The organism is Kribbella sp. NPDC002412, assembly GCF_053592935.1.
In genome coordinates this window covers 28,511-49,391 of the sequence record NZ_JBSFBL010000047.1, presented here as the reverse complement: position 1 = coordinate 49,391, position 20,881 = coordinate 28,511, and the positions used below count along the sequence as shown (strand labels likewise).

15 protein-coding genes are annotated in these 20,881 nt (G+C 70.1%); 6 read left to right on the top strand and 9 right to left on the bottom strand.

The genetic code is table 11. From position 1 onward, the window contains the following. Nucleotides 1-9 precede the first annotated feature (9 nt). Nucleotides 10-1,896 carry a translation elongation factor 4 gene (gene lepA / locus ACWCOV_RS31125; RefSeq protein ID WP_449832896.1) on the bottom strand — a complete coding sequence of 629 codons (1,887 nt, stop codon included), beginning with the start codon at nucleotides 1,894-1,896 and terminating at the stop codon, nucleotides 10-12. 118 nt (nucleotides 1,897-2,014) lie between these two features. On the opposite strand from lepA, the gene ACWCOV_RS31120 reads away from it, so the two are divergent. Next, the gene (locus ACWCOV_RS31120; protein WP_449832895.1) at nucleotides 2,015-2,914 is read left to right on the top strand and encodes a hypothetical protein; all 900 of its coding nucleotides are present in this window, start codon (nucleotides 2,015-2,017) and stop codon (nucleotides 2,912-2,914) included. Nucleotides 2,915-2,966: 52 nt separating this feature from the next. Here the strand turns inward: ACWCOV_RS31120 and ACWCOV_RS31115 are convergent, their stop codons facing one another. Next, nucleotides 2,967-5,957, bottom strand: coding sequence for a S8 family serine peptidase (locus tag ACWCOV_RS31115; RefSeq protein ID WP_449832894.1), 2,991 nt, complete (start codon nucleotides 5,955-5,957; stop codon nucleotides 2,967-2,969). A gap of 172 nt (nucleotides 5,958-6,129) precedes the next feature. On the opposite strand from ACWCOV_RS31115, the gene ACWCOV_RS31110 reads away from it, so the two are divergent. Then, nucleotides 6,130-6,582, top strand: a complete 453-nt coding sequence (locus ACWCOV_RS31110; protein ID WP_449832893.1) for an SRPBCC family protein — start codon at nucleotides 6,130-6,132, stop codon at nucleotides 6,580-6,582. Here ACWCOV_RS31110 and ACWCOV_RS31105 read toward each other — a convergent pair. Next, complete coding sequence (locus ACWCOV_RS31105) at nucleotides 6,579-9,467, bottom strand: helix-turn-helix transcriptional regulator (RefSeq protein ID WP_449832892.1); 2,889 nt, start codon at nucleotides 9,465-9,467, stop codon at nucleotides 6,579-6,581. The two genes, ACWCOV_RS31110 and ACWCOV_RS31105, sit on opposite strands and share 4 nt — an antisense overlap. A gap of 208 nt (nucleotides 9,468-9,675) precedes the next feature. Here ACWCOV_RS31105 and rpsT point away from each other — a divergent pair, with 208 nt between their 5' ends. Next, complete coding sequence (gene rpsT / locus ACWCOV_RS31100; protein ID WP_360532297.1) at nucleotides 9,676-9,936, top strand: 30S ribosomal protein S20; 261 nt, start codon at nucleotides 9,676-9,678, stop codon at nucleotides 9,934-9,936. A 105-nt stretch (nucleotides 9,937-10,041) separates the two neighbouring features. On the opposite strand, the gene holA is transcribed toward rpsT, so the two are convergent. The 3 genes from holA to ACWCOV_RS31085 are packed head-to-tail and all read right to left on the bottom strand — an operon-like array spanning nucleotide 10,042 to nucleotide 13,684. After that, nucleotides 10,042-11,025 carry a DNA polymerase III subunit delta gene (holA, locus tag ACWCOV_RS31095; protein ID WP_449832891.1) on the bottom strand — a complete coding sequence of 328 codons (984 nt, stop codon included), beginning with the start codon at nucleotides 11,023-11,025 and terminating at the stop codon, nucleotides 10,042-10,044. A gap of 53 nt (nucleotides 11,026-11,078) precedes the next feature. Further along, nucleotides 11,079-11,723 carry a response regulator gene (locus ACWCOV_RS31090; RefSeq protein WP_449832890.1) on the bottom strand — a complete coding sequence of 215 codons (645 nt, stop codon included), beginning with the start codon at nucleotides 11,721-11,723 and terminating at the stop codon, nucleotides 11,079-11,081. Continuing rightward, a complete protein-coding gene (locus ACWCOV_RS31085; RefSeq protein ID WP_449832889.1) occupies nucleotides 11,720-13,684 on the bottom strand; it encodes a sensor histidine kinase in 1,965 nt (654 codons plus the stop codon). Before ACWCOV_RS31085 ends, ACWCOV_RS31090 begins: the two co-directional genes overlap by 4 nt. A gap of 362 nt (nucleotides 13,685-14,046) precedes the next feature. Between ACWCOV_RS31085 and ACWCOV_RS31080 the strand changes: the two genes are divergently transcribed. Further along, nucleotides 14,047-14,388 carry a hypothetical protein gene (locus ACWCOV_RS31080; RefSeq protein ID WP_449832888.1) on the top strand — a complete coding sequence of 114 codons (342 nt, stop codon included), beginning with the start codon at nucleotides 14,047-14,049 and terminating at the stop codon, nucleotides 14,386-14,388. Nucleotides 14,389-14,530: 142 nt separating this feature from the next. Further along, a complete protein-coding gene (locus ACWCOV_RS31075; RefSeq protein ID WP_449832887.1) occupies nucleotides 14,531-15,106 on the top strand; it encodes an isochorismatase family protein in 576 nt (191 codons plus the stop codon). Here ACWCOV_RS31075 and ACWCOV_RS31070 read toward each other — a convergent pair. The 3 genes from ACWCOV_RS31070 to ACWCOV_RS31060 all read right to left on the bottom strand — a co-directional run bounded on the left by ACWCOV_RS31070 (nucleotide 15,098) and on the right by ACWCOV_RS31060 (nucleotide 19,399). Beyond that, the gene (locus ACWCOV_RS31070) at nucleotides 15,098-17,611 is read right to left on the bottom strand and encodes a ComEC/Rec2 family competence protein (RefSeq protein WP_449832886.1); all 2,514 of its coding nucleotides are present in this window, start codon (nucleotides 17,609-17,611) and stop codon (nucleotides 15,098-15,100) included. The two genes, ACWCOV_RS31075 and ACWCOV_RS31070, sit on opposite strands and share 9 nt — an antisense overlap. Then, on the bottom strand, nucleotides 17,598-18,494 hold the full coding sequence (locus tag ACWCOV_RS31065; protein ID WP_449832885.1) for a helix-hairpin-helix domain-containing protein: 897 nt from the start codon (nucleotides 18,492-18,494) through the stop codon (nucleotides 17,598-17,600). The genes ACWCOV_RS31070 and ACWCOV_RS31065 overlap by 14 nt, the downstream gene beginning before the upstream one ends. 62 nt (nucleotides 18,495-18,556) lie before the next feature. Next, on the bottom strand, nucleotides 18,557-19,399 hold the full coding sequence (locus ACWCOV_RS31060) for a DegV family protein (RefSeq protein WP_449832884.1): 843 nt from the start codon (nucleotides 19,397-19,399) through the stop codon (nucleotides 18,557-18,559). Nucleotides 19,400-19,452: 53 nt separating this feature from the next. Here ACWCOV_RS31060 and ACWCOV_RS31055 point away from each other — a divergent pair, with 53 nt between their 5' ends. After that, nucleotides 19,453-19,992: a pyridoxamine 5'-phosphate oxidase family protein gene (locus ACWCOV_RS31055; protein WP_449832883.1), complete on the top strand. Its 540-nt coding sequence runs from the start codon at nucleotides 19,453-19,455 to the stop codon at nucleotides 19,990-19,992. The last annotated feature ends 889 nt before the right edge of the window (nucleotides 19,993-20,881 follow it).

The window sequence follows — 20,881 nt, the reverse complement described above, 5'->3', positions numbered from 1 at the left end:
CCCGGGTCACTACTTCTTGGCCTTCTCCGGAGCGTCCGAAGTGCGCAGCGCGGCGATGAAGGCCTCCTGCGGGACCTCGACCCGGCCGACCATCTTCATCCGCTTCTTGCCTTCCTTCTGCTTCTCCAGCAGCTTGCGCTTCCGGGTGATGTCACCGCCGTAGCACTTGGCCAGCACGTCCTTGCGGATGGCGCGAATCGACTCGCGGGCGATGATGCGGGATCCGATCGCGGCCTGGATCGGCACCTCGAACTGCTGCCTCGGGATCAGCTCCTTCAGCTTGCCGGCCAGCGCGACGCCGTACGCGTAGGCGTTGTCGCGGTGCACGATCGCCGAGAACGCGTCGACCTGCTCGCCCTGCAGCAGGATGTCCACCTTGACCAGCGCCGCGGCCTGCTCACCGGTCGGCTCGTAGTCCAGCGACGCGTAGCCCTTGGTCTTGGACTTCAGCTGGTCGAAGAAGTCGAACACGATCTCGGCCAGCGGCAGCGTGTAGCGCAGCTCGACCCGGTCCTCGGACAGGTACTCCATGCCACCCAGGCTGCCCCGCTTGGTCTGGCACAGCTCCATGATCACGCCGATGTAGTCCTTCGGGCTGAGGATCGTCGCCTTCACCACCGGCTCGTAGATCTCGGCGATCTTGCCCTCGGGGAACTCGCTCGGGTTGGTGACGACGTGCTCCTTGCCGTCCTCCATCTCGACCCGGTAGACCACGTTCGGCGCGGTCGAGATCAGGTCCAGGTCGAACTCGCGCTCGAGCCGCTCCCGGACGATCTCCATGTGCAGCAGGCCGAGGAAGCCGCAGCGGAACCCGAACCCGAGCGCGCCCGAGGTCTCCGGCTCGTACTGCAGCGCCGCGTCGTTCAGCTGCAGCCGCTCCAGCGCGTCCCGCAGCGTCGGGTAGTCGTCGCCGTCGATCGGGAACAGCCCGGAGTACACCATCGGCTGCGGATGCTTGTAGCCGCCGAGCGGTTCGGTCGCGCCGTGCACGGCCGCGGTGACGGTGTCACCGACCCGGGACTGGCGGACGTCCTTCACGCCGGTGATCAGGTAGCCGACCTCGCCGACCCCGATACTCGGCGACTTCATCGGCTCGGGCGAGATCACGCCGACCTCGAGCATCTCGTGCACCGCGCCGGTCGACATCATCTTGATCCGGTCCCGGTGGTTCAGCTCGCCGTCGACCACCCGGACGTAGGTGACCACGCCGCGGTAGGTGTCGTAGACCGAGTCGAAGATCAGCGCCCGCGGCGGGGCGTCCTTGACACCCTTCGGCGGCTCGACCTGGGCGACGATCTCGCTCAGCAGGTCCTCCACGCCGGCGCCGGTCTTCGCCGACACCTTCAGCACGTCGGACGGGTCGCAGCCGATGATGTGGGCGAGCTCGGCGGCGTACTTCTCCGGCTGGGCGCTGGGCAGGTCGATCTTGTTCAGCACCGGAATGATGTGCAGGTCCGCGTTCAGCGCCAGGTAGAGGTTGGCCAGCGTCTGCGCCTCGATGCCCTGCGCCGCGTCGACCAGCAGCACCGCGCCCTCGCACGCCTCCAGCGACCGCGACACCTCGTAGGTGAAGTCGACGTGGCCGGGGGTGTCGATCATGTTCAGGATGTACGTCGTGCCGTCCGGCGCCAGCAGGCCGCCGGGGGTGTCCGGGCCGGGCGTGAACGGCAGCCGGACCGCCTGCGACTTGATCGTGATGCCGCGTTCCCGCTCGATGTCCATCCGGTCCAGGTACTGCGCCCGCATCGAGCGGTCGTCGACCACCCCGGTGATCTGCAGCATCCGGTCGGCCAGCGTCGACTTGCCGTGGTCGATGTGGGCGATGATGCAGAAGTTCCGGATCAGCGACGGGTCGGTACGACCCGGCTGCGGCACATTCTTGGGGCCAACGGGCACGGAGGGGATCCAGTTCGTCTCGGGTACTGCTTGGTCAACCACTGAATCATCCCATGCGAGGCCAGCGGATTTGAAAATCACGGGCGGTAACGGTGCGCGGGACCTACCGTTGTGACGCATGGCGCACGCTGCTGGGGTCCGGTTGCCCTTCGAGGAGGTGCCCGCCCCCGTGCGGGCGTGGGTGGAGCGCGCGCTGGGCTCGGTGGTCGTCACCGCCGCGACCCAGCAGGGCGGCTTCTCCCCCGGCGCCGCCGCCCGCCTGGTGACCGCCTCCGGCCGCCGCGCCTTCGTCAAGGCCGTCGGTCCGGCGCTCAACCCCAAGACGCCCGAGCTGTTCCGCAACGAGATCGCCGCGATCCAGGGCGTCGGCCCGTTGCCGGCCACACCCGAGCTGTACGACGTGTACGACGACGGCGACTGGGTCGGGATCCTGCTCGAGGACATCCACGGCCGCCTCCCCGCCCACCCGTGGGAGCAGGCCGACGCCGACCGGGTCCTGGGAGCGCTGGACGAGCTCACCGACGCCCTGGACCCGTCGCCGTGGCCGGACGCGCCGGTGGCCGCCGTACGCAGCGCCGAGTTCCTCAGCCGGTGGGACAACGTGATCGCTGACGGTCTCGCCGTACCCGAGTGGGCTGCTGGGCGCGAGGAGGAGCTGGCGGAGCTGGCCCGGACCGGTCTGCGGGCGCTCGCGGAGGGCAAGGCGCTGGCGCACTGGGACCTGCGGGCCGACAACGTCATCCTCACGGACGACCGGGTGGTGTTCATCGACTGGGCGCACGCGGCCCGGGCGCCCCGCTGGGCGGACACCGTGATCCTGCACGCGGACATGCGCGAGTCGGTGACGCTGCCGGCGCTCCCCGACGACGAGGCGATCACCGGCTTCCTGGCCGCCATCGCAGGCGGCCTGTGGTGGGCCGCGGCCCAGCCTGCCCCGCCAGGGCTGCCGACCATCCGCCAGTGGCAGCGCCGGCACGCGATCGTTCACCTCGACTGGGTGCGGGAACGCATGGGTTGAGCACGACGAGGGCGGTCCCCTGGCCTGGGGACCGCCCTCGATGCGTGTCTTGCTAGCTGTCTACCCGAATGAGCGTCGAGCCGGAGCCGTCTGCGCCGTCGGTGTACTGCAGGCGACCCAGGTACCGGGTGCCTGCGGTCAGGCCGGTCCAGGACGCGGTGACACTCGTCTGAGCCGCCGTCTGGACCTGCTGGCTGGCCGGAGTGACCGTGAGGTTGCCCTCGACGTTCTGCAGCGACCAGTGGTTGAGCTTCACCTGCTGGTTGCCGGCTCCCGCGAAGAGGTCGACGTACACGTCGTACGACCCGCCGGCCGGCGCCGCGAGGTTGACCTCCTCCTCGGACGACCCGCCGCCGCTGTTGCCGAGCAGGGTCGTCGTGCCGGTCTTGTAGACGTACAGGTCGACGTCGGTGCCCGCCGGGTAGTCGGCGTCGAACGTCGAGAACCGGGCGTGCTTCGCGCCGACCGGCACGTTCACGGTGATCTTGGCGACGTGGTCGTTGACCGCCGGGTTGGTCGTCGGGAACGACGTACCGCCCGGGCTCTTGATCGTGGTCTCGGCCACGGTGGCCGCCGTCAGCCCGACCGCGCTGGTGTTGAGCGTGCCGGTGTACCCGGCGGTGATCGGCACCTGGACGGATCCCGCCGTCCCGGTCCCGATGACCTGCACCGGCGCCTTGACGGTCAGCGGCTTGATCGCGACCGTGCTGCTCACCGAGTGCTCGCTCGACTTCCAGGTCAGCTTGCCGAACGAGTACTGCTCCAGCGGGGCGCCCGCGTTCTCGATGGTGACCTTGTACGTCGCTGCCCGGCCGGGCAGCGTGATCAGCATCCGCGGCGAGACCGTCACCTTGAAGCCCTTCAGGCCCTCGACCTTCGGGAAGTAGATCTCCGGCAGCGTGCCGACGTTGCGCACGGTCCGGGTGACGGTCTGCTTGCCGGCCAGGTCCCCGATCGAGATGGTCGGGTAGTTCAGGTCACTCGGGTCGATCTTGCCGTTCGCGCACAGCTCGTGGGTGGCCGGCACCTGACCGGAGCCGCAGACGAACTTGGTCCAGTCCTCGTACGTCGAGTCGTAGACCAGACCGGGGTCCATCGCGGTCTTCGGCTGGACGAGACCGGCGCCGTACCCGAACGGCGTGGCGGGCGAGCCGGAGTCGTTCTGGATCGGCTGGCCGCTGGTGTCCTTGTCGGTCGTCGTGGTGAGCAGCGCGGACTTGATCGCCATCGGCGACCAGTTCGGGTACTTGCTCTTGAGCACCGCCGCCGCACCGGCGATGTGCGGCGAGGACATCGAGGTGCCGCTCATGAACGCGTATTCGCCACCCGCCGCGCTGAAGGCGGAGGCCGCGGCCAGCACGTTCGTGCCCGGCGCCATCACGTCGGGCTTGAGCAGGTCGCCGTTCCCGGCCAGGGACGGGCCGCGGCTGGACGAGCTGGCGACCTTCGGCGCGGTGACGCGGACCGGCGTACCCGCGCTGATCGTGGCGGTCGGGTTCGCGGTGCCGCCGACGTACGCCTTGACCTCGGGCGCGGCCTTGTCGTCGAGGTGGACGGTCGGCACCGAGTGCAGGTCGGAGTCGAGCGTGCCCGGGGTGATGTTCAGCAGGATCATGCCGACACCGCCGGCGTTCTTGACCTGGAGGCTCTTGTCGACGCGGGCGTTGCCGCCGCGGTCGCACACCACGATCTTGCCCTGGACCTTGGCCGGGTCGAGCGTGCCCGCCATGCAGAGCAGCAGGTTCGCCGGGTTCGCACCGGCGAGGCCGGCGTCCTTGGCGAGGACGACCGGGCTCGACGGCACCCCGCTGCCGATACCGGCGCCGGTGTAGGACTTGCCGTCGCCCAGCGTCACCGTGGTCTGGACGTCGCGATCGTGGGTGCCGTTGGCAACCGTCGTCACCCACGGGTAGGTCTTGCCGACCGTGCTGACCCCGGGGCCGGTGTTGCCGGCGCTGGTGGCGACGAACACGCCCGCCCGCGCCGCCCGCAGGAACGCGAGGCCGACGGAGTTCACGTACGTCGAGCCGCTGCCGGAGATCGAGTAGTTGATCACGTCCACGCCGTCGGCGACCGCGGCGTCGATACCGGCCACGATGTCCGCGTCGGCGCCGCTGCCGCCGCCGGTCTGGTCGACGGCCCACAGGACCTTGTAGATCGCCAGCCGGGCGTGCGGGGCGATGCCGGAGCCCTTGCCGTAGTCGCGGCCCATGACGCTCATGTCGACGCCGTAGTTGCCGCCCGCCGTGCTGGCCGTGTGAGTGCCGTGGCCGCCGTAGTCACGCGGCGACTTGAACTCCTCCGGGATCGGGCGGGTGCCGATGCCCTTGTCGAAGTACCGGGCGCCGATGACCTTGTTGTTGCAGGTGACGGGCGCCTCCTCACCGGCCTGGCAGGTGCCCTTCCACTTCGCCGCGACGATCGCGTCGGACCGCTTGGTGGTCTTGATCGGGGCGAAGCTGGCCCGCTCCGGGACGAAACCGGTGTCGATGACGCCGATGATGACGCCGTCACCGGCCTTGTCGACACCACCCGCCTGCTGCCAGGCGCCGCCCTTGCCGGACAGGCCGAGGAACCGCGGGGTGTCGACGGTGTCCTGGCGCTGCAGTTCGCTCGGCTCGACGCTCTTCACGCCGGACGACTTGGCCAGCTTGACGGCTTCGTCGTACGACATCTGGGCGGCGAAACCGGCGTACGTGTAGCTGTAGTCGTACAGCTTCTGCGCGCCGGGGACCTTGGCGAGGACTTCCTCCCGCTCGCGGGTGAGGTGCTGCACGTACTCGAGCACCGGCGCTGCGGTCTTGAGCAGCTTCCCCCCGGGCGCGACGCGGGTGGACGGCAGGCCGGCGATGCCGCCGCCGTACTCGGCCACCGGGGCGTCGTCGAGTTGGACGATGTAAGCGCCGGTCGAGGATTCCTTGACCAGCGGAGTGCGCTGCGGTTCGTCGGCCACCAGCGCGTCGGCGGCGCGCGCCGCGAGCGGGAGGCCGGCCAGCGACGCGACGAGCGCGGTGGCGACGATGATCGGGGTACGGCGGGGCACTGAGTTCCTCCAGGCTTGGACGGCGCGATGGTGGAGCTTGGTCTCGCAACTGGACCCGTGACGCGCATCCCCCCTTGCGGTGATCAGCGTCACGCGGGCCCGAGTATGCCGGTGGGGGCGACCGATGTCACGCTCAGCACACCACGTGTCAGCTCACAGCCGAGAGGACCTGATGCCGGATCTGAGTGAGTCCATCACGGTGTCCGCCCCGGCCCTGTCGGTGTACGGCCTGGTCAGCGACCTGCCGCGGATGGGCGAGTGGAGCCCGGAGTGCACCCGGGTGACCTGGTCCAGGCGTACGCCGGGCCCCGCAGCGGGAGCGCGGTTCGTCGGGCACAACCGGGTCGGCGCGGTCCGCTGGTTCACGTTCGGGCGGGTGGTGGACGCCGTACCCGGCGAGCGCTTCAGCTTCACGATCCACTTCGGCCCGATCCCGATCTCGCTCTGGACCTACGACTTCGCGCCCTCCTCGGGCGGCGGTTGCGAGGTCACGGAGTCCTGGACCGACCACCGCCCGGCCGCCTTCCGAGCCCTCTTCCGCCCCTTCTTCGGCGACCGCACCCGCCGCAACCTGGCCGGCATCCACACCACCCTCCTCCGCCTGAAATCAGCCGCCGAAGCCTAGGTTCTGTCGCGAGCGGCCAATCGCTCAGCCAGGACGGCTGCTTCGGTGCGCGTCGCCGTACCTGTCTTCCGCAGAATGTTGGACACGTGCACGCTCACGGTCTTCCCACTGATGAACAACGCCTTGGCAATCTCCCCGTTGGACCGCCCGGCCACCAGCTGCGCCAGCACCTCCCGCTCCCGAGCAGTCAAGGCTGAGAGCGCATCGGACCGTTCAGCCGCAACCTCGACAACAGGCTGCCGCAGATCGATCCGCGCCGCCCTCGCCAGAACCTCGACCTCACGCAGCAGCGGAACGGCCCCCAGCTCCCCCGCAATCCGATGCGCCGCCTGTAGCTCGTCCCGCGCGACGGAGCGCGACGATCCGTCCACGACCATCGCCTCCGCCGCGCGCAGGCGGGATCTCGCCTCATACCAGGGCATGCCGCTTTCCTGACACCTGTCCGCCGCCACCCGCCACAACGCCCCCTGGCCTTCGTCGTCGTGCGCCCGCGCGACCTGAGCCTCGAACACCGCCAGGTGCCTTGCCCTGCTGAGGGGGTCGACGCGTGCCGTGCTGAACGGGGCACCCGGCAACTGCTTCACGAGTCCGTCCAGTACGGCGACCACGCGATCCGCACCGGCGAGATCACCGGCGTCCCGCGCTGCACACGCAGCCGCCGCCGCGGCGTTGGCGATGCCGAGGATCTCGTCCTGGTCATCGGCGCCCACAACCGCCGCTTCCCGGTTGACCAGCCAGTCGAACGCCCGCTCTGCCTCGCCTTCGGCGATCAGAAGCTCCGCCTTCACGAAGCTGAACGACGATCGCAGTCCCGCGTAGTCCTCCGAGACCATCTCCAGCGCGCGGTCGAGGTGAAGCCTGGCCTCCGTCAGCCGCCCGCTGTGCAGGGCGAGCTGCGCCGAACACAGTCTGACCGCCGCGCCGATGATGCCGTCACACCTGGCTGCCAGGCCCCGCCGGAGCACCTCGCGGCATTCGCGCCAGCGCCCGACGACGAACAACCAGTCGGCGGCCTGCTGGCCGACGAAGTGTTCCCAGGACGCGCCCAGCGCGTGGAGTTCCTCCGCGGCCCGCAGGGCCACCTCTGCCGCCTCGGTGAAACGGCCCTCCTTCCCCAGAGCGTTCACCCGCCAGGTCACCGCGACGCCCATCCGGTGCGGGTCCCCGGACCTTCGTCCGGCTCGTTCTGCCTCCTCTGCTGCCGGGAGCGGATCGCCCGCACCGGTGTGCAGGTAGAGCAAGGCCCGGGTGGCGAGGGCCGCGGCGAGCGCGACCTCGTTCCCCGACCGATGCGCCACGCGAATCGCTTCCTCGACGTGTGCCAGTCCGCTGCGACCGGCCGCCGGGTCTCTCACTGCGTCCCAGGCCTCGGCGAAAGCCATCGCCTCCAGGGCAAACGCGCGCTCCGCAGAGTCCGGATGTCCATCGGTCAACCGCAACGCCTCGAGCAGCTGATCGTTGACGGCTTTCCTACCGGCGGACTGTGGATGCACGTAGTCTTGCGACGCGAGCAGCAAGTTGCTCGCGAGCAGCGGCTCGGAGTCTCGGTCGACGAGCTCCATCGCTTGGCGTGCGTACTCGAGGCTGACGGTGTAGCGACCGGCCGTCTCACACACGTCCCACGTTCGGCGCAGCAGGTCGATGTGGTCGTGGCGTGAGCCGCGGATGGCTGGTGAGAGCTGGGCCCAGAGGGAGCAGGCTCGCTCCAGGTGCAGTGACTCGACTGTCGAGGCGTGGAGCTCGGCTGCGTGGTCTGCTGCGATGAGCGACCAGCGGAATGCCTCGTTCACCCTCCCGGCTCGGTGGTTGTGGACCGCGAGGTCGGCTGCGGCCTCGTCGCTCCGGGACTCGAGCACCCGGACGAACGACGCGTGGATCCGGACCGCGTCGCCGTGTGGCAGGGCGTCATACAGGACCTCCGCGAGCAGCGGATGCCGGAACCACGCGCGGCCTTTTCCGTCGTTGCGTACGACGCCCTCGTCCGCTGCCTCAGTCAAGTAGCCGGGCACCTGCTCCGGATCGACGCCGCGGTCGCTCGCGACAGCCGCGAGTACCTCGAGCTCGATCGGCCGGCCGCCGACCGCGAGGACGCGCGTGGTCTGCCGGGCGCCTGGCGACAATCCGTGCCAGGTCGCGAGCAGCGCGTCACGGAGTGCGGTCGGCGCCTTGTCGTGACTGCGGACCAGGAGCTCGGTGAGATACGGGTTGCCGCCCGACCGCCCGTACACCTCGGCCGCGAACCCGGCGTCGACTGCGCGGCCCAGGATCGTCTCCAGTTGCTCCTCGGTGCCGGCGACCGTCAGCCGGTCCAGGTGCACCTCGCCGAACGACGGCATCCGGCGCATGTCCGCGAACCAGCCGTGGAGCGGATGGCCTTCGCCGCGGTGCTCGTCCCGGCAGGTCATCAGCAACGCCAGGCGCTGGTTGCGGAAGCCGGCGATCAGGTAGGCGAGGACGTCGAGCGACGTACGGTCGGCCCACTGGAGGTCGTCGATCACCAGGATCGTCGGCGCCCGCTGCGCGAGGCGGTTGAAGGCGTCGTCGATCCGGGGCAGCAGCTGGCCCGGCTCCGTCGGGTGTGCACCCCCGAGGGCCTGGGCGAGTTGAGCGATGTCGTCCGCGACGTGGGTCCGAAGCGCGCCGATGACCGGCGCGAACGGGACGGAGGATGCCCCGAAGTTCACACAGGTGCCCCACAGAACCTGTGCATGCTCCCGCCGACCGCAGGCGTCGCGGACCAGGCTCGTCTTGCCGACGCCCGCCTCGCCTTCGACCACCAGCGCGCACGGGGTCCCGCTCGCCGCCCCCTGTAGAGCCTTTGCGAGGAGCTCCTGCTCCTCCGCCCGGCCGGCGAGCCCAGGATCGTGCTGTACCGCCGCCCCCACGGCGCCAGTATCGTCCTGGCAGGCCCCGAGGTCGCGGGAACCGTCCGTTAACCGGATGGTGCGGTCTGTGGTTGGGTGGGTGGCGCCGGTTTGGTGATGACTGAGGGTTGTTGGTAATCTGGCCCTTCGCGCCCCCACGGGTGATGCTCACTTGTGCGCGCGACACTTTCCTGTACTGACCGCACACACCTGATCGAGGCTCTGCTCCGTGGCGAACATCAAGTCCCAGATCAAGCGCAACCGCCAGAACGAGGCTGCGCGACTTCGCAACAAGTCGGTGAAGTCGACCCTCAAGACGGCTGTTCGCCGCTTCCGCGAGGCCGCCGACGCCGGCGACGCCGCGAAGGCGCAGGAGCACGCCAAGGTGGCGGGCCGCCTGCTCGACAAGGCTGCCAGCAAGGGCGTGATCCACGCCAACCAGGCCGCCAACCGGAAGTCGTCCATCTTCAAGAAGGCCGCCTCCCTCTAGGCAACGCCAAACGATCGGCCACCCACTGGGCAGGCCGATCGTTTTTGCGTACCCGAACCCCAGCTGATTCCAGCTGGGGTTTCCTGCGTCGGGTTCGCCGTCCGGCTAGCGGCGGCCGTGGGAGCGGCTGACGGTGATGACCATCCGCTCGAGGGCATACCCGGCGTCGCCCGAGGCGCCCTTCACGTCCGCGTCGGCCTGCGCCACGGCCTTGATCGCGGTCGCCAGCCCACCGGGTGTCCACCCTCGGGACTGCTGCTTCAGCTGCTTGAGCTTCCACGGCGGTACGCCGACCTCGCGCGCCAGATCCGCCTCCCGCAGACCGCTGGGCGCGCTCGCGTACTTCGCCAGCCCGCGCAACCCGCCCGCCATCGCACTCGTGACGAGCACCGGCGCGACCCCGCAGTCCAGCGCCCACCGCAACTGCTCCAGCGCCGGCTCCGTCCGCCCCGCGATCGCCGCGTCCGCGACCGCGAAACTCGTCACCTCAGCGCGACCCCCGAAGTACTGACCGATCAGCTCCGCCGTGACCGCCTGGCCGCCCGAGTCCGACACCAGCTGCGAACATGCCCCGGCCAGCGCCCGCAGGTCGTGCCCGACCGCGTCGACCAGCGCCGACGCCGCCCGCTCGTCCACGGTCCCGCCGTGCAACCGGATCTCCCCGGCCACGAACTGCGGCAGCTCCCACGCCTTCGGCGCGGTCGCGACCACCTCGTTGACCGATGCCTTGCGCAACTTGTCGAGGACGGCCTTGCCCTTCTGCCCGCCGGAGTGCACCAGCACGACCAGTACGTCGTCCGCCGGGGAGCCGGCGTACTCGATCAGGTGCGGCGCCATCTCGGACGGCAGGTTCTCCAGCATCCGCAGCACGAGCACCCGCTCGGTCGCGAACAACGACGGCCCGGTCAGCTCCGCGAACACCCCGACGTCCAGCGTCGACGCATCCACCTCGGTCACCTCGACCTCGGCGCTGCCCTTCGACACCGCCCCGATCGCCGACCGCACCGCCCTATCCGCCAAGAACGCCTCGGCCCCGGTCACCAGCAGCACATCGCCCAGCTTCGGCGCAGAACCCCTACGAGCAGCCACGCCCCAACCCTCCCACACCCCACCGACACCCCCTCGCCGTACCTCCACCCGTGTCACCGGCCGAGGCCGGCGTCCCGCGCACGGGCTACGGCTTCGGCCCGACCCGCGACGTGGAGCTTCGCGAAGACGTTCGACACGTGGTTGCGGACCGTCTTGTCGCTCACCACCAACTGCCTGGCAATCGCAGCGTTCGTCAGCCCGCGAGCCACCAGATCGAGCACCTCTCGCTCCCGCTCGGTCAGCTCCGGGAACGGCGACACCTCCGCCCCCGCCCGGCCTGCCGCGAAGTACGACAAGACCCGGCTCGCGATCGCGGACGAGAACACCACCTCGCCATGCGCGACTCCGTCGAGCGCCCGCCCGATCTCCGCCCGATCAGCTCCCTTGAGCAGATACCCCCGCGCCCCGGCCCGCACCGCCGCGAACACCGACTCGTCGTTCTCCAGCATCGTCAGCACCAGTACGGCGATCGCCGGATTCTCACCGGTCACGTGCCGAGTCGCCTCGACCCCGTTCATCACCGGCATGTGCAGGTCCATCACGACCACATCGGGAACGAGCTCGGCCGCAAGCCGAACCGCCTCCGCCCCATCGCCTGCCTCGCCCACGACCTCCTTGCCGGTCATCGTCGAGATCGCGGTGACCAGGCCTTCCCGGTACAGCGGATGATCGTCGACAACCAGCACACGGACCGTCATGACGCTCCCCTCGGCAACAACGCGGTCACCCTGGTACCGGCCGGGCCGGAGTCGATGGTCAGCTGCCCGCCGAGCTCCTCGGCCCGCTCACGCATCGATGACGTACCGACGCCAGGCTTCACCTGCTCGGGCAGCCCGCTGCCGTCGTCGACGACGTCGATGCGCAGACACCCATCGGCTTCCTGGACCCGCACAGCCACGGTCCCAGCACCCGCGTGCCGAACCGCGTTTCCCGTTGCCTCTCCCGCGATGTGATAGGCCGCAACCTCGATCGCGGCGGGCAGTGCGGCGATGTCGTCCACCTCCACCTGCACCCTCGTCGTACCGGTCGACAGCCGATCGCCCAGCTCGCGTACGGCGTCCGCCAGCCCCAACTCGTCCAGCATGGGCGGCCTCAGCTCGTGCACGAGCGCCCGTACGTCGGCTACCGCCGCGTTGAGCCGCGGAACCAGCCGATCGAGCAACTCCCGAGCCGCCTCCGGGTCATCGCCCGCGATGTCCCGCGCTGTCTCGACATGCAACGCCAGCGCCGCGAGCGAAGGCCCCACGCCGTCATGCAGGTCCCGCCGAAGCCGCCGCCGCTCCTCCTCCCGCGCAACGACGATCGCCTCCCGGGCCCGCCGGCTCTCTCTCGCCAGCAACACCGTGTGAGCCGCGACCGCCGCCTGCCCCGCCAGTCGGCCCAGCGCCCGCTGCTCGAACCCGTCGAACTCGCTCCCCCGCGAAACAGTCAGCTCCCCAAGCCCCTCCCCGCCGAACTCCAACCTCACGGACAGTCTGTACCCCTCCACTGTGGAGCCGGCAGACGTGGCGACCAGGCCGTCCCGGAGGGTGATGGTGGCTTGCCTCGCGTGGAGGGAGCGGGCGACCTGATCGAGTACTGAGGGCAGGATGCGTTCGGACAGGTCGTCGGGAGTGGTTGCTGCCGCCAGGCGATCGCCCAGGCGGTCCAGTACGGCGTACGGCTCGTCGACGTCGCCGTGGACGAGGCGGTTGACGTGTCGTTGCAGCCAGGAGCGGAGTGGTAGTGCGGCCAGGGCAACGACTGTGGTGGCGAGGATGGGCGCTCCCGTCGTGCCGCCTAGGCGGTTGCCGAGTAGCCAGACCGCCGCGACGTACAGACCGGCGACCAGTGCGGACAGGCCGCCGTACACCAGCGCCCGGGAGATGACGACCTCGACGTCCCACAGCCCGTACCGCATGACCGCGATGCCGATGGCCAATGGCAGTGGCAGCATCGCGAGGCCAGCGACAAGACCGGTGACCTCGACCGGCACCAACCTGGCGAGGACGAACAGCACCACCGTGCACGCGTAGCCGAGCAGCACCCACTTCAGCTGCTGCCGCTCCACGTCGGCGGCCCGCCGCCACCGCACCAGCAAGGACGCGAACGCCGCGACGACGCCCGCGACCAGCAACACGCCGACCACGCTCCACACAGCTGGCTCCGCGACTGCTGCCACACCTGTAGGGTTCGTCAACCCCTGCAACGCTTCCGGGAAGTCCTGCGACTCGTACGGCGTCAGCGCCCAGACAACCCCGGTCGCCACGACCGCAGCCCACGTCAGCCACAGCACGGGCCGCCACTGGTTCGTCGGCAGCCGACCGTCCGGCAGCAACAGCGGCAGCAGTACGGCGATGGCGGCGTACCCCGGTGCCCACATCCATGAGCCCAACCACATCAGCCAGTGCCCGACTCCGGAGCCCGGCACGAGCAGCGCAACCTCCTGACTGAGTACGGCGATCCCCTGGGTGACGCCGATCAGCACAAGCAGCAGCCGCACCCTTGTTGCACCGCTGAGCCGCACCAGCAACCCGGCCGCCCCATAGGCCACCGCAGCCGCAACCCCCATCAACCAGAACGACGGCTCACTACTCCGCCCCGCCGCCGCATTGACCGCATGCAACCCCGCAGCCACGATCCCGGCCACCACCGCCAACCCACCAAGAACAACCCCCATACCCGCATCATCCCGGCCCAATGTCCCCCCGTCACGGGACACCAAGTCCCGACCCAACTCAAGACCCACACCCGTGTCCCCCGGGACACCCCAACCCGCACCGTGAACCCATGACAACAACCCAGAACAACCAACCCCCATCCCCCAACCCCCAAGGCCAAGCCATGCCAACACCAACCGAGAACCTGAGGCACCAACCCGCCACCCCTACCAGGACCACCGCCCCCAGACATGCCGGGAGCATGCAGCCGGCCACCACCGGTGCTCCCGCCAACGACGCGCAGGCGCGCCCCGCCGGGGCTCGCGGTGCGACCCACACCACCGCCGGCAGTGCAGAGGCGGTGCGGGCGGGGCGCTTGCCGGTGAGTGTGTTGGTTGCGGCGGTGCTGACTGGGCTGACTGCTGCGTTCGGGGCGTATGGCGCGATCTACTTCACCGGCCTAGAAGGCTGGGATCTCGCCGGCGCGACCTTCGTCGTCACGTACGAGTTCATCTCGCTCTGCGGCCTGGTCGCCGCCGTAGCCTTCGCCCGCGGGCACTACCTCGGCCGCATCGGAGTCATCGTCTACGCAATCTGGATGCTCTACTTCACCGCCTTCAAGGTCGGCGTAGTCCACGAATGGGAAGCCATCCCCTTCGGCGTAGTGGCCGCCGTAGCCCTCCTCGCCGCCACCCGCCCCACCTCCCGCAACCACGCCCGATAACCATCCACCCGCCACACACCCCCACCCTGCGCCCTCCTCCCACCCGCGACACCCCCGCCCCTCCTTCCCACCACGCCCCGCGCGGCCTGGGCTGGCGGAAACTCGTTGGAAGGGGTGGCGTTGAGTGGTGAGGATGGGGGGTGTGACTGACCTAGTGGCGCCTGTGGATGCGCTTGTTGTGGTGGATGTGCAGACCGCGTTTGTCTCCGGGACGGACGCCGTCCCTGATGCGGAGGGATTGCTCGAGCGGGTGGGTGAGCTGCTGGAGCGCGCACGGGAGGCGGGCGCCGTCGTCGTACATCTGCAGAACGACGGGGCTCCAGGCGCGGACGATGAGCCGGACACGCCTGGCTGGGAGCTGTACCTGGCGGTCAAGGACGGGCCACGCGAGCGAGTGATCCGGAAGCCCCGCGACGACGGCTTCGACGGCACGCCGCTCGGCGAGGTTCTTGTTGCTGCCGGAGTCCGCTCGGTCGCGATCTGCGGCTTGATGTCAGAGATGTGCGTACAAGCAACCGCCCGCACAGCCCTCGCCCGCGGCTACCGCGTAGTTCTCCCGTACGACGCGCACGCCACCTACGACATCCCCGCAGCACCCGGCGTCAGCGACCCCGTCCCGGCCCGCACAGTCTCCCGAGTCGCCGCCTGGGCACTAGGCAACCAAGCCCAAACCACCATCCCCACCACCTCCGTCACCTTTACTGCCTCGTCAGCCTGACCGGGGTTGGTGACCGGAGGTGAGGGTTAGGTGGTTGTCAGGGTTGGTGATGGTCAGGGGGCCTTGGGTGAGGGTGGTGGCCGTTTTGGTGGATTGGTGGGACAGGAGGCTGAGGGTTCTGGGAGCGGGGTGGCCGTAGTCGTTGTCTTGGCCGGCGGAGATCAGCGCCAGGCGGGCGTTGGTCGCGGCGATGAAGGCTGGGTCTTGTTGGGCGGAGCCGTGGTGGGGGACTTTGAGGACGTCGGCGCGGACGTCGGCGCCGGTGGCGAGGATGGCGCGCTGGGACTCGGGTTCGAGGTCGCCGGTGAGCAGGATGCGGAGGCCGGACAGCTCGACCATCATGGTGATACTGGCGTTGTTCTCGGGCGATCCTTCGTCGGTGGAGGTCGCTGAGGACGTGCCGGGCGGCGGTAGCGCGGGGACGCGGGCGGGCCACAGCGTGGTCCAGCTGAGTGAGCCGACCTCGCGCTTCTCCTGGTAGGTGACGGTGCGCAGGACGATGCCGTGGTGTGCCGCGAGGTCGACGACTCGCTTGTACTCGGCGGGTGGCGAGAAGTACGGCGTCACCTCGATCTCGTCGACCTTTCGATCCTTCAGTACGCCGGCCAACCCGCCGGCGTGATCGGCATGGAAATGGCTCAGCACCAGGACCGGCACGTACTCGACGCCGAGGTCGCGCAAACACCGATCCATCGCGGCCGGGTCAGGACCGGTGTCGACGACAACGGCTGCCTCGTCGCCGGCTCGCAGTACCAGACCATCTCCTTGCCCCACGTCGCACATGACGAACAGCCAGTCGTCGGGCGGCCAGCCGAGCGAACCGACGGGACGCAGTACGACGACCGCCAGCAAGACGACCGCGGTCACCATCGCGATCGGGCGGGCCAGGATGCGGTGCAGGCCGAACACGAGTGCAACGCAGAGCAAGGTCAGTACGGCGACGCCGACCGCAGTCGCGGGCCACGCGTTGGCGGCGCCGGGAAGGTCGGCGCCCTCGCGGGCGATGAGGATGATCCAGCGGGCCGGCCAACCCGCAGCCCAGCCGACCAACTGTGCCGCCTCGGTGCTCACCAGCGCGACGCCGGCCGCGGTGAACCCGAGGATCGTCGCCGGACCCACCGCTGGACCGGCCAGCAGATTGGCGCCTACGGCAACCAACGAGACCTCGCCGGACAACCAGGCGACGACCGGCGTACAGCCGAGCTGCGCAGCCAGCGGGCACGAGATCGCGTCCGCAAGCCAGGTCGGCATCCACTTGGCGAGCGCGTCCCGCCACCCCGGTCCGAGCAGCACGATTCCCGCCGTGGCGAGCACGGACAGCGCGAACCCGGCCGACCTGGCGAGCGACGTGTCCAGAAGCAGCAACGCGATCACGGCGACCGCCAGACTCCGCACGGCCCGGCGACGCGACCCGCCGCTCGTCATCGCTGCCAGGGCGATCAACCCCATCGCGGCCGCACGGAGGACGCTGGGCTGCGGTCGGGCGAGGATCACGAACACGACAACCGTCATCAGCCCGATCGCTGTCAGACCACGGGCGCGCACGCCGACCAGCCGGGCCATCGGAAGCACGAACGCCAGCAACAGGGTCAGGTTGGTCCCGGACACCGCGGACAGATGCGTCAGTCCTGTGGTCTGAAAGTCCTCGGTCAGCTCGGCGCGTAGGCCGGACTCGTCGCCCATGACGAGGGCGGGCACGAGACCGCGTACGTCCTCCGGCTGGTTGGCGACGGACTCGCGGAGGCCGGCGCGGACCTGCTCGGCAGCACGCAGCCACCACGGCGGCTGGTCCACGAACCGCGGAGCCAGGCGAACCGAGAGCATCGCGGCGACGTCGGATCCCTGCTCAACCGCCTCGAGCCGGCCGCTCGTGTCGACTCGTTGGCCGTACCGAACCTGTCGCCACTGCTCCGAGCCGATCACGAGCACTGGCGTACTCACCCGGGTCACGGTCCCTCTTGCACGCACCTCCTCGATCGTTGCCTTCACCACTACGTACGGCGGACGCCGGCTGCCCGGACTTCGTCGTACTGACGGATCGCCGTCGATCTTCAGCGTCACGCCGACGGTCGCGCTGTCGGCCGCCAATCCGGTCACCGGGCCGGCGCGTAAACCCTCGACCTGCAAGGCCGCGGCCACGCCCATCCCGGCGACCACGACGAGCACGCCGACTGCTGCCCAACCGGGCGTCGATCGGGTGGCACGGCGTACAAGGAGAGCTGTCGCGGCGGCGAGGGCGAGGGCGACGGCTGAGGTGAGCAGGCCGACGAGCGGTCGGTGAGCGATCAGCAGAACCGCTGCCAGCCAGCCCGCCGCAGCCGGAGCCAGCAGTCGCACGTCGAGTCGCTCCCGACGCTCGTCGTCGACCTGCTCGTCGGTCCGCTCGGCAGGCGGCTCGTCGACCCGGTCCGCAGGCAGCCCGTCAGCCCCGTCGGCGGTCTCCCCGTCGGCTCGCTCGGCGGACTGCCCGTCGGGCCGCTCGGTGGTCGGGTCAGATGCGGACATGGGGCTTTAAGGAGTCGAACTTCTTGGGGCCTACGCCGGGGACCTCCTGGAGTTGGTCGATGGTGGTGAACGGACCGTTCTGGGTGCGGTAGTCGAGGATGCGCTGGGCCAGGACGGGGCCGACGCCGGGGAGGGTGTCGAGTTGGTCGAGGGTGGCGGTGTTGAGGTTGACGGGTGTGCCGGCCGGGGCGGCCGGGTTGGGGGTGGTCCCGGGAGGCGCGGACGAGGGAACGGATCCACCTGGCTGGCCGACGACGATCTGTTCGCCGTCGGTGACCTGGCGGGCGAGGTTGAGGGTGGTGAGGTCGACGCCTGGGAGTGGGCCGCCGGCGAGGGTGAGCACGTCGGCGACGCGGGAGCCGGTGGGCGCGCGCACCAGGCCGGGACGGCGGACCTTGCCAGCGATGTGGACGACGACAGTGCCGGCGGCCTGCCCAGGGACGCCCGGCGATGCCTGGGCGCCAGGTGATGGCTGGGCGCCGGATGAGGGTTGGGCGCCGGTTGAGGGTTGAGTAGCAGATGGACAGGGCTGGCCGCCGGGACAGGGCTGGTTGACCGGAACGCCAGACGTGAGGGTGGTCGGTGAGCGGGCGTCGGGGAGGGTCTCGGGGCGGGCTCGGAACACTGTCCACGCGGCCCAGGCCAGGCCGATGGACAGTACGGCGGCCAGGACCACGACGTGCCGTGGGGACAAGGTCCACCGGGCATCACGTAGTCGCTCGGGCCGGACGGCTTCGGGGATCCATCCACCTCGCACCTCCTCATCACGCTCCTCCAGTTCTCTGTCGGTTGCGCCGTGCCGAGGTGCGCTGGCGGCAAGACGTGCCAGCGCACGCTCGCGCGCACCCGGGTCGGGGCCGGCGGCACGGCGGAAGACCTTCACGCCAGAGAAAGTACGAGTCTGGAGCCGCCCTGGAACGCCGACTTCAAACCTGTGGAAAAGGCTCAGTGCGGGGCGATGACGACCGCGAGGAGGCCGGGGCCCACGTGGGCGCCGATGACGGCGCCGACCTCTCGGAGGACGATCTCGTCGGCGTTGGGCAGGCGGTCGGCCAGGCCGTCGGCGAGGGTGTGGGCCTTCTCGAGGTTGGCCAGGTGGTGGACGGCGACCTGGACGGGGCCGTCGCCGGCCCGTTGGACGGCGATGTCGGCCAGCCGGGCGATGGCGCGGCTCGAGGTGCGGACCTTTTCGAGCGGGACGATCCGGCCGCTGCTGATCGTGAGCAGTGGTTTGACGGCGAGCGCCGTACCGAGGAGGGCTTGGGCGGCGCCGATGCGGCCGCCGCGGCGGAGGTACTCGAGGGTGTCGACGTAGAAGTACGCCGAGATCGAGGACATCCGGACCCGGGCGGCGGCCTCGACGGCGGCCCGGTCCGCCCCGGTGGCGGCAGCCGCTGCGGCGGCCAGGACCGGGAAGCCGAGGCCCATCGCGATGGACCGGGAGTCGATTACCCGGACCGGGATCGGCGACTCCTTCGCCCCGATCATGGCGGCCTCGACGGTGCCTGACATGTCGCCGGACAGGTGGATCGACACGACCGACTCGGCTCCGGCCGCGGCACAGGCGGCGTACGTGTCGGCGAACGTCTGCGGCGCCGGGCGGCTGGTCGACACCGGCGTGAACGTCTTGAGCGCCTCCGCGACCGCGTCGGCGGACGTGGCGCCGTCGTCGTACGACGTACCGCCGATGACGACCTGCACCGGTACGACCGTCAGCGGCAGGCGGAGCACCTCGTGCGTGGACAGACCGGCCGTGGAGTCGGTGACGACGTGCACGCGGGCTGACATGAAGCGAGGTTACCGGACAGTTTTTGTCTGCGCGCGGTGTCAGACTCCGGAAGATGAAGGAGACAGCAGCGGAGATCACTGAACTGCAGGAGCTCCTCGACGCGGCGTACCAGCGGTCGACGGAGCATCTGCGCAGCATCATCACGGGCCCCCGCCGGCTGGATGCCGAGGCGCTGGTGCGGGTTCTGACCGGCATGTGCACGCTCAACGTCGCCACCGTCACCGCGCGGGGCGAGCCGCGGATCAGTGCGGTCGACGGGCACTTCCTGCACGCTCGCTGGGTGTTCAGCACGGCCGGCTCGGCGGCGAAGGCGCGGCAGTTGCGGGCCAGGCCGGCGGCGAGCATCTCGTACGTCGACGGCGAGCGGATCGGCGTGTTCAGTCACGGGGACGTGGAGTTCCTGACCCCAGCGCACCCGGACTTCGCCGAGATCGAGGCATACCTGACCAAGTACTACGGGAGCTCGCCGTCGAGCTGGGGGCCGGACATCGTGTACTGCCGGCTCCAGCCGTCGTGGATGGTCGGGTACGGCGACCGCGCGGCGCTGCTCGCGGAGGCCGAGGAGAAGAGCGCGAAGAAAAAGAAGAAGTAGCCGGCAACGGGCTAGCGAGGTGAAGGCCTACCCCTCCGGGGCCCTCACCTCGCTGTGCTGACCTCCCCGATGAGTCAGCTCGTTGCCTCACTACGCCGGCTCCCCGAAGCCGACACATATGTCCCGCCGCCGCGTTCGCGGCCGTGCGGGTGCCGCCGGCGCTCACCCCGCGCGCCGTCCCGTCGGCCCTGCTGTCTCGCACCGGTCAGCCGGCGCTCACCTCACTAGCGCCGCCTCGCCGGTGCTCCCCCGCACCGCCTCATCGCCGCCGCACTCACACCGGCGAGCCGGCGCTGGATCCCAGCGCCGACTAGCCGATGCTCACCCCACTGACGCCGGCTCCCCTGTGCCCGACGCCGCACACCGGCCCCCCGACGGCCGGCGCTTACCCCTGCACGCCAGTTCCCCCGAGACCCGGCGCTTACCCCTGCACGCCAGTTCCCCCGAGACCCGGCGCTTAACCTCTGCACGCCGGCTCCCCTGTGGCCGGCGTTTGGTGCATTGCTGACTCCCCCTCGTTGTCAGCCGAGTTCAGTCCTCGTCGAGCTACTCCCCGTACCGGTTCCCCGAAGGACCGGTCTGACCGCGAGCTCGTCGAGGTCCCGGGAGGCCCCAGCGGCTGACCCCGCCGGCGGGTGACCAAACCCGCCGGCTTCCCGGTGTCAGCCAGACCGACACTCGTCCCCTGTGTCGTGTGCCTGGTCCAGTGCTGGGACCCCGCCCCGGGTGTGGTGCCCTGACGGTGCACGGCACCCGGTTCAGGCAGGACAGATCCGCACGTCGCAGCACTCCGGAGCTCTCGACAGCCGATCGGCGCCCCCACCGTCCGGCCGCCGGATGCCCTCCGCGTCGCCTCCCCCAAGCTGTTCGGCAGTCCAGCGCAGCACCA

Excerpts from the sequence above, each read along its gene's own strand:
- ACWCOV_RS31120 (WP_449832895.1), top strand. The coding sequence starts at position 2,015 with ATGGCGCACGCTGCTGGGGTCCGGTTGCCCTTCGAGGAGGTGCCCGCC.
- ACWCOV_RS31110 (WP_449832893.1), top strand. The coding sequence starts at position 6,130 with ATGCCGGATCTGAGTGAGTCCATCACGGTGTCCGCCCCGGCCCTGTCG.
- ACWCOV_RS31090 (WP_449832890.1), bottom strand. The coding sequence starts at position 11,723 with ATGACGGTCCGTGTGCTGGTTGTCGACGATCATCCGCTGTACCGGGAA.
- ACWCOV_RS31085 (WP_449832889.1), bottom strand. The coding sequence starts at position 13,684 with ATGGGGGTTGTTCTTGGTGGGTTGGCGGTGGTGGCCGGGATCGTGGCT.
- ACWCOV_RS31070 (WP_449832886.1), bottom strand. The coding sequence starts at position 17,611 with ATGTCCGCATCTGACCCGACCACCGAGCGGCCCGACGGGCAGTCCGCC.
- ACWCOV_RS31060 (WP_449832884.1), bottom strand. The coding sequence starts at position 19,399 with ATGTCAGCCCGCGTGCACGTCGTCACCGACTCCACGGCCGGTCTGTCC.
- ACWCOV_RS31055 (WP_449832883.1), top strand. The coding sequence starts at position 19,453 with ATGAAGGAGACAGCAGCGGAGATCACTGAACTGCAGGAGCTCCTCGAC.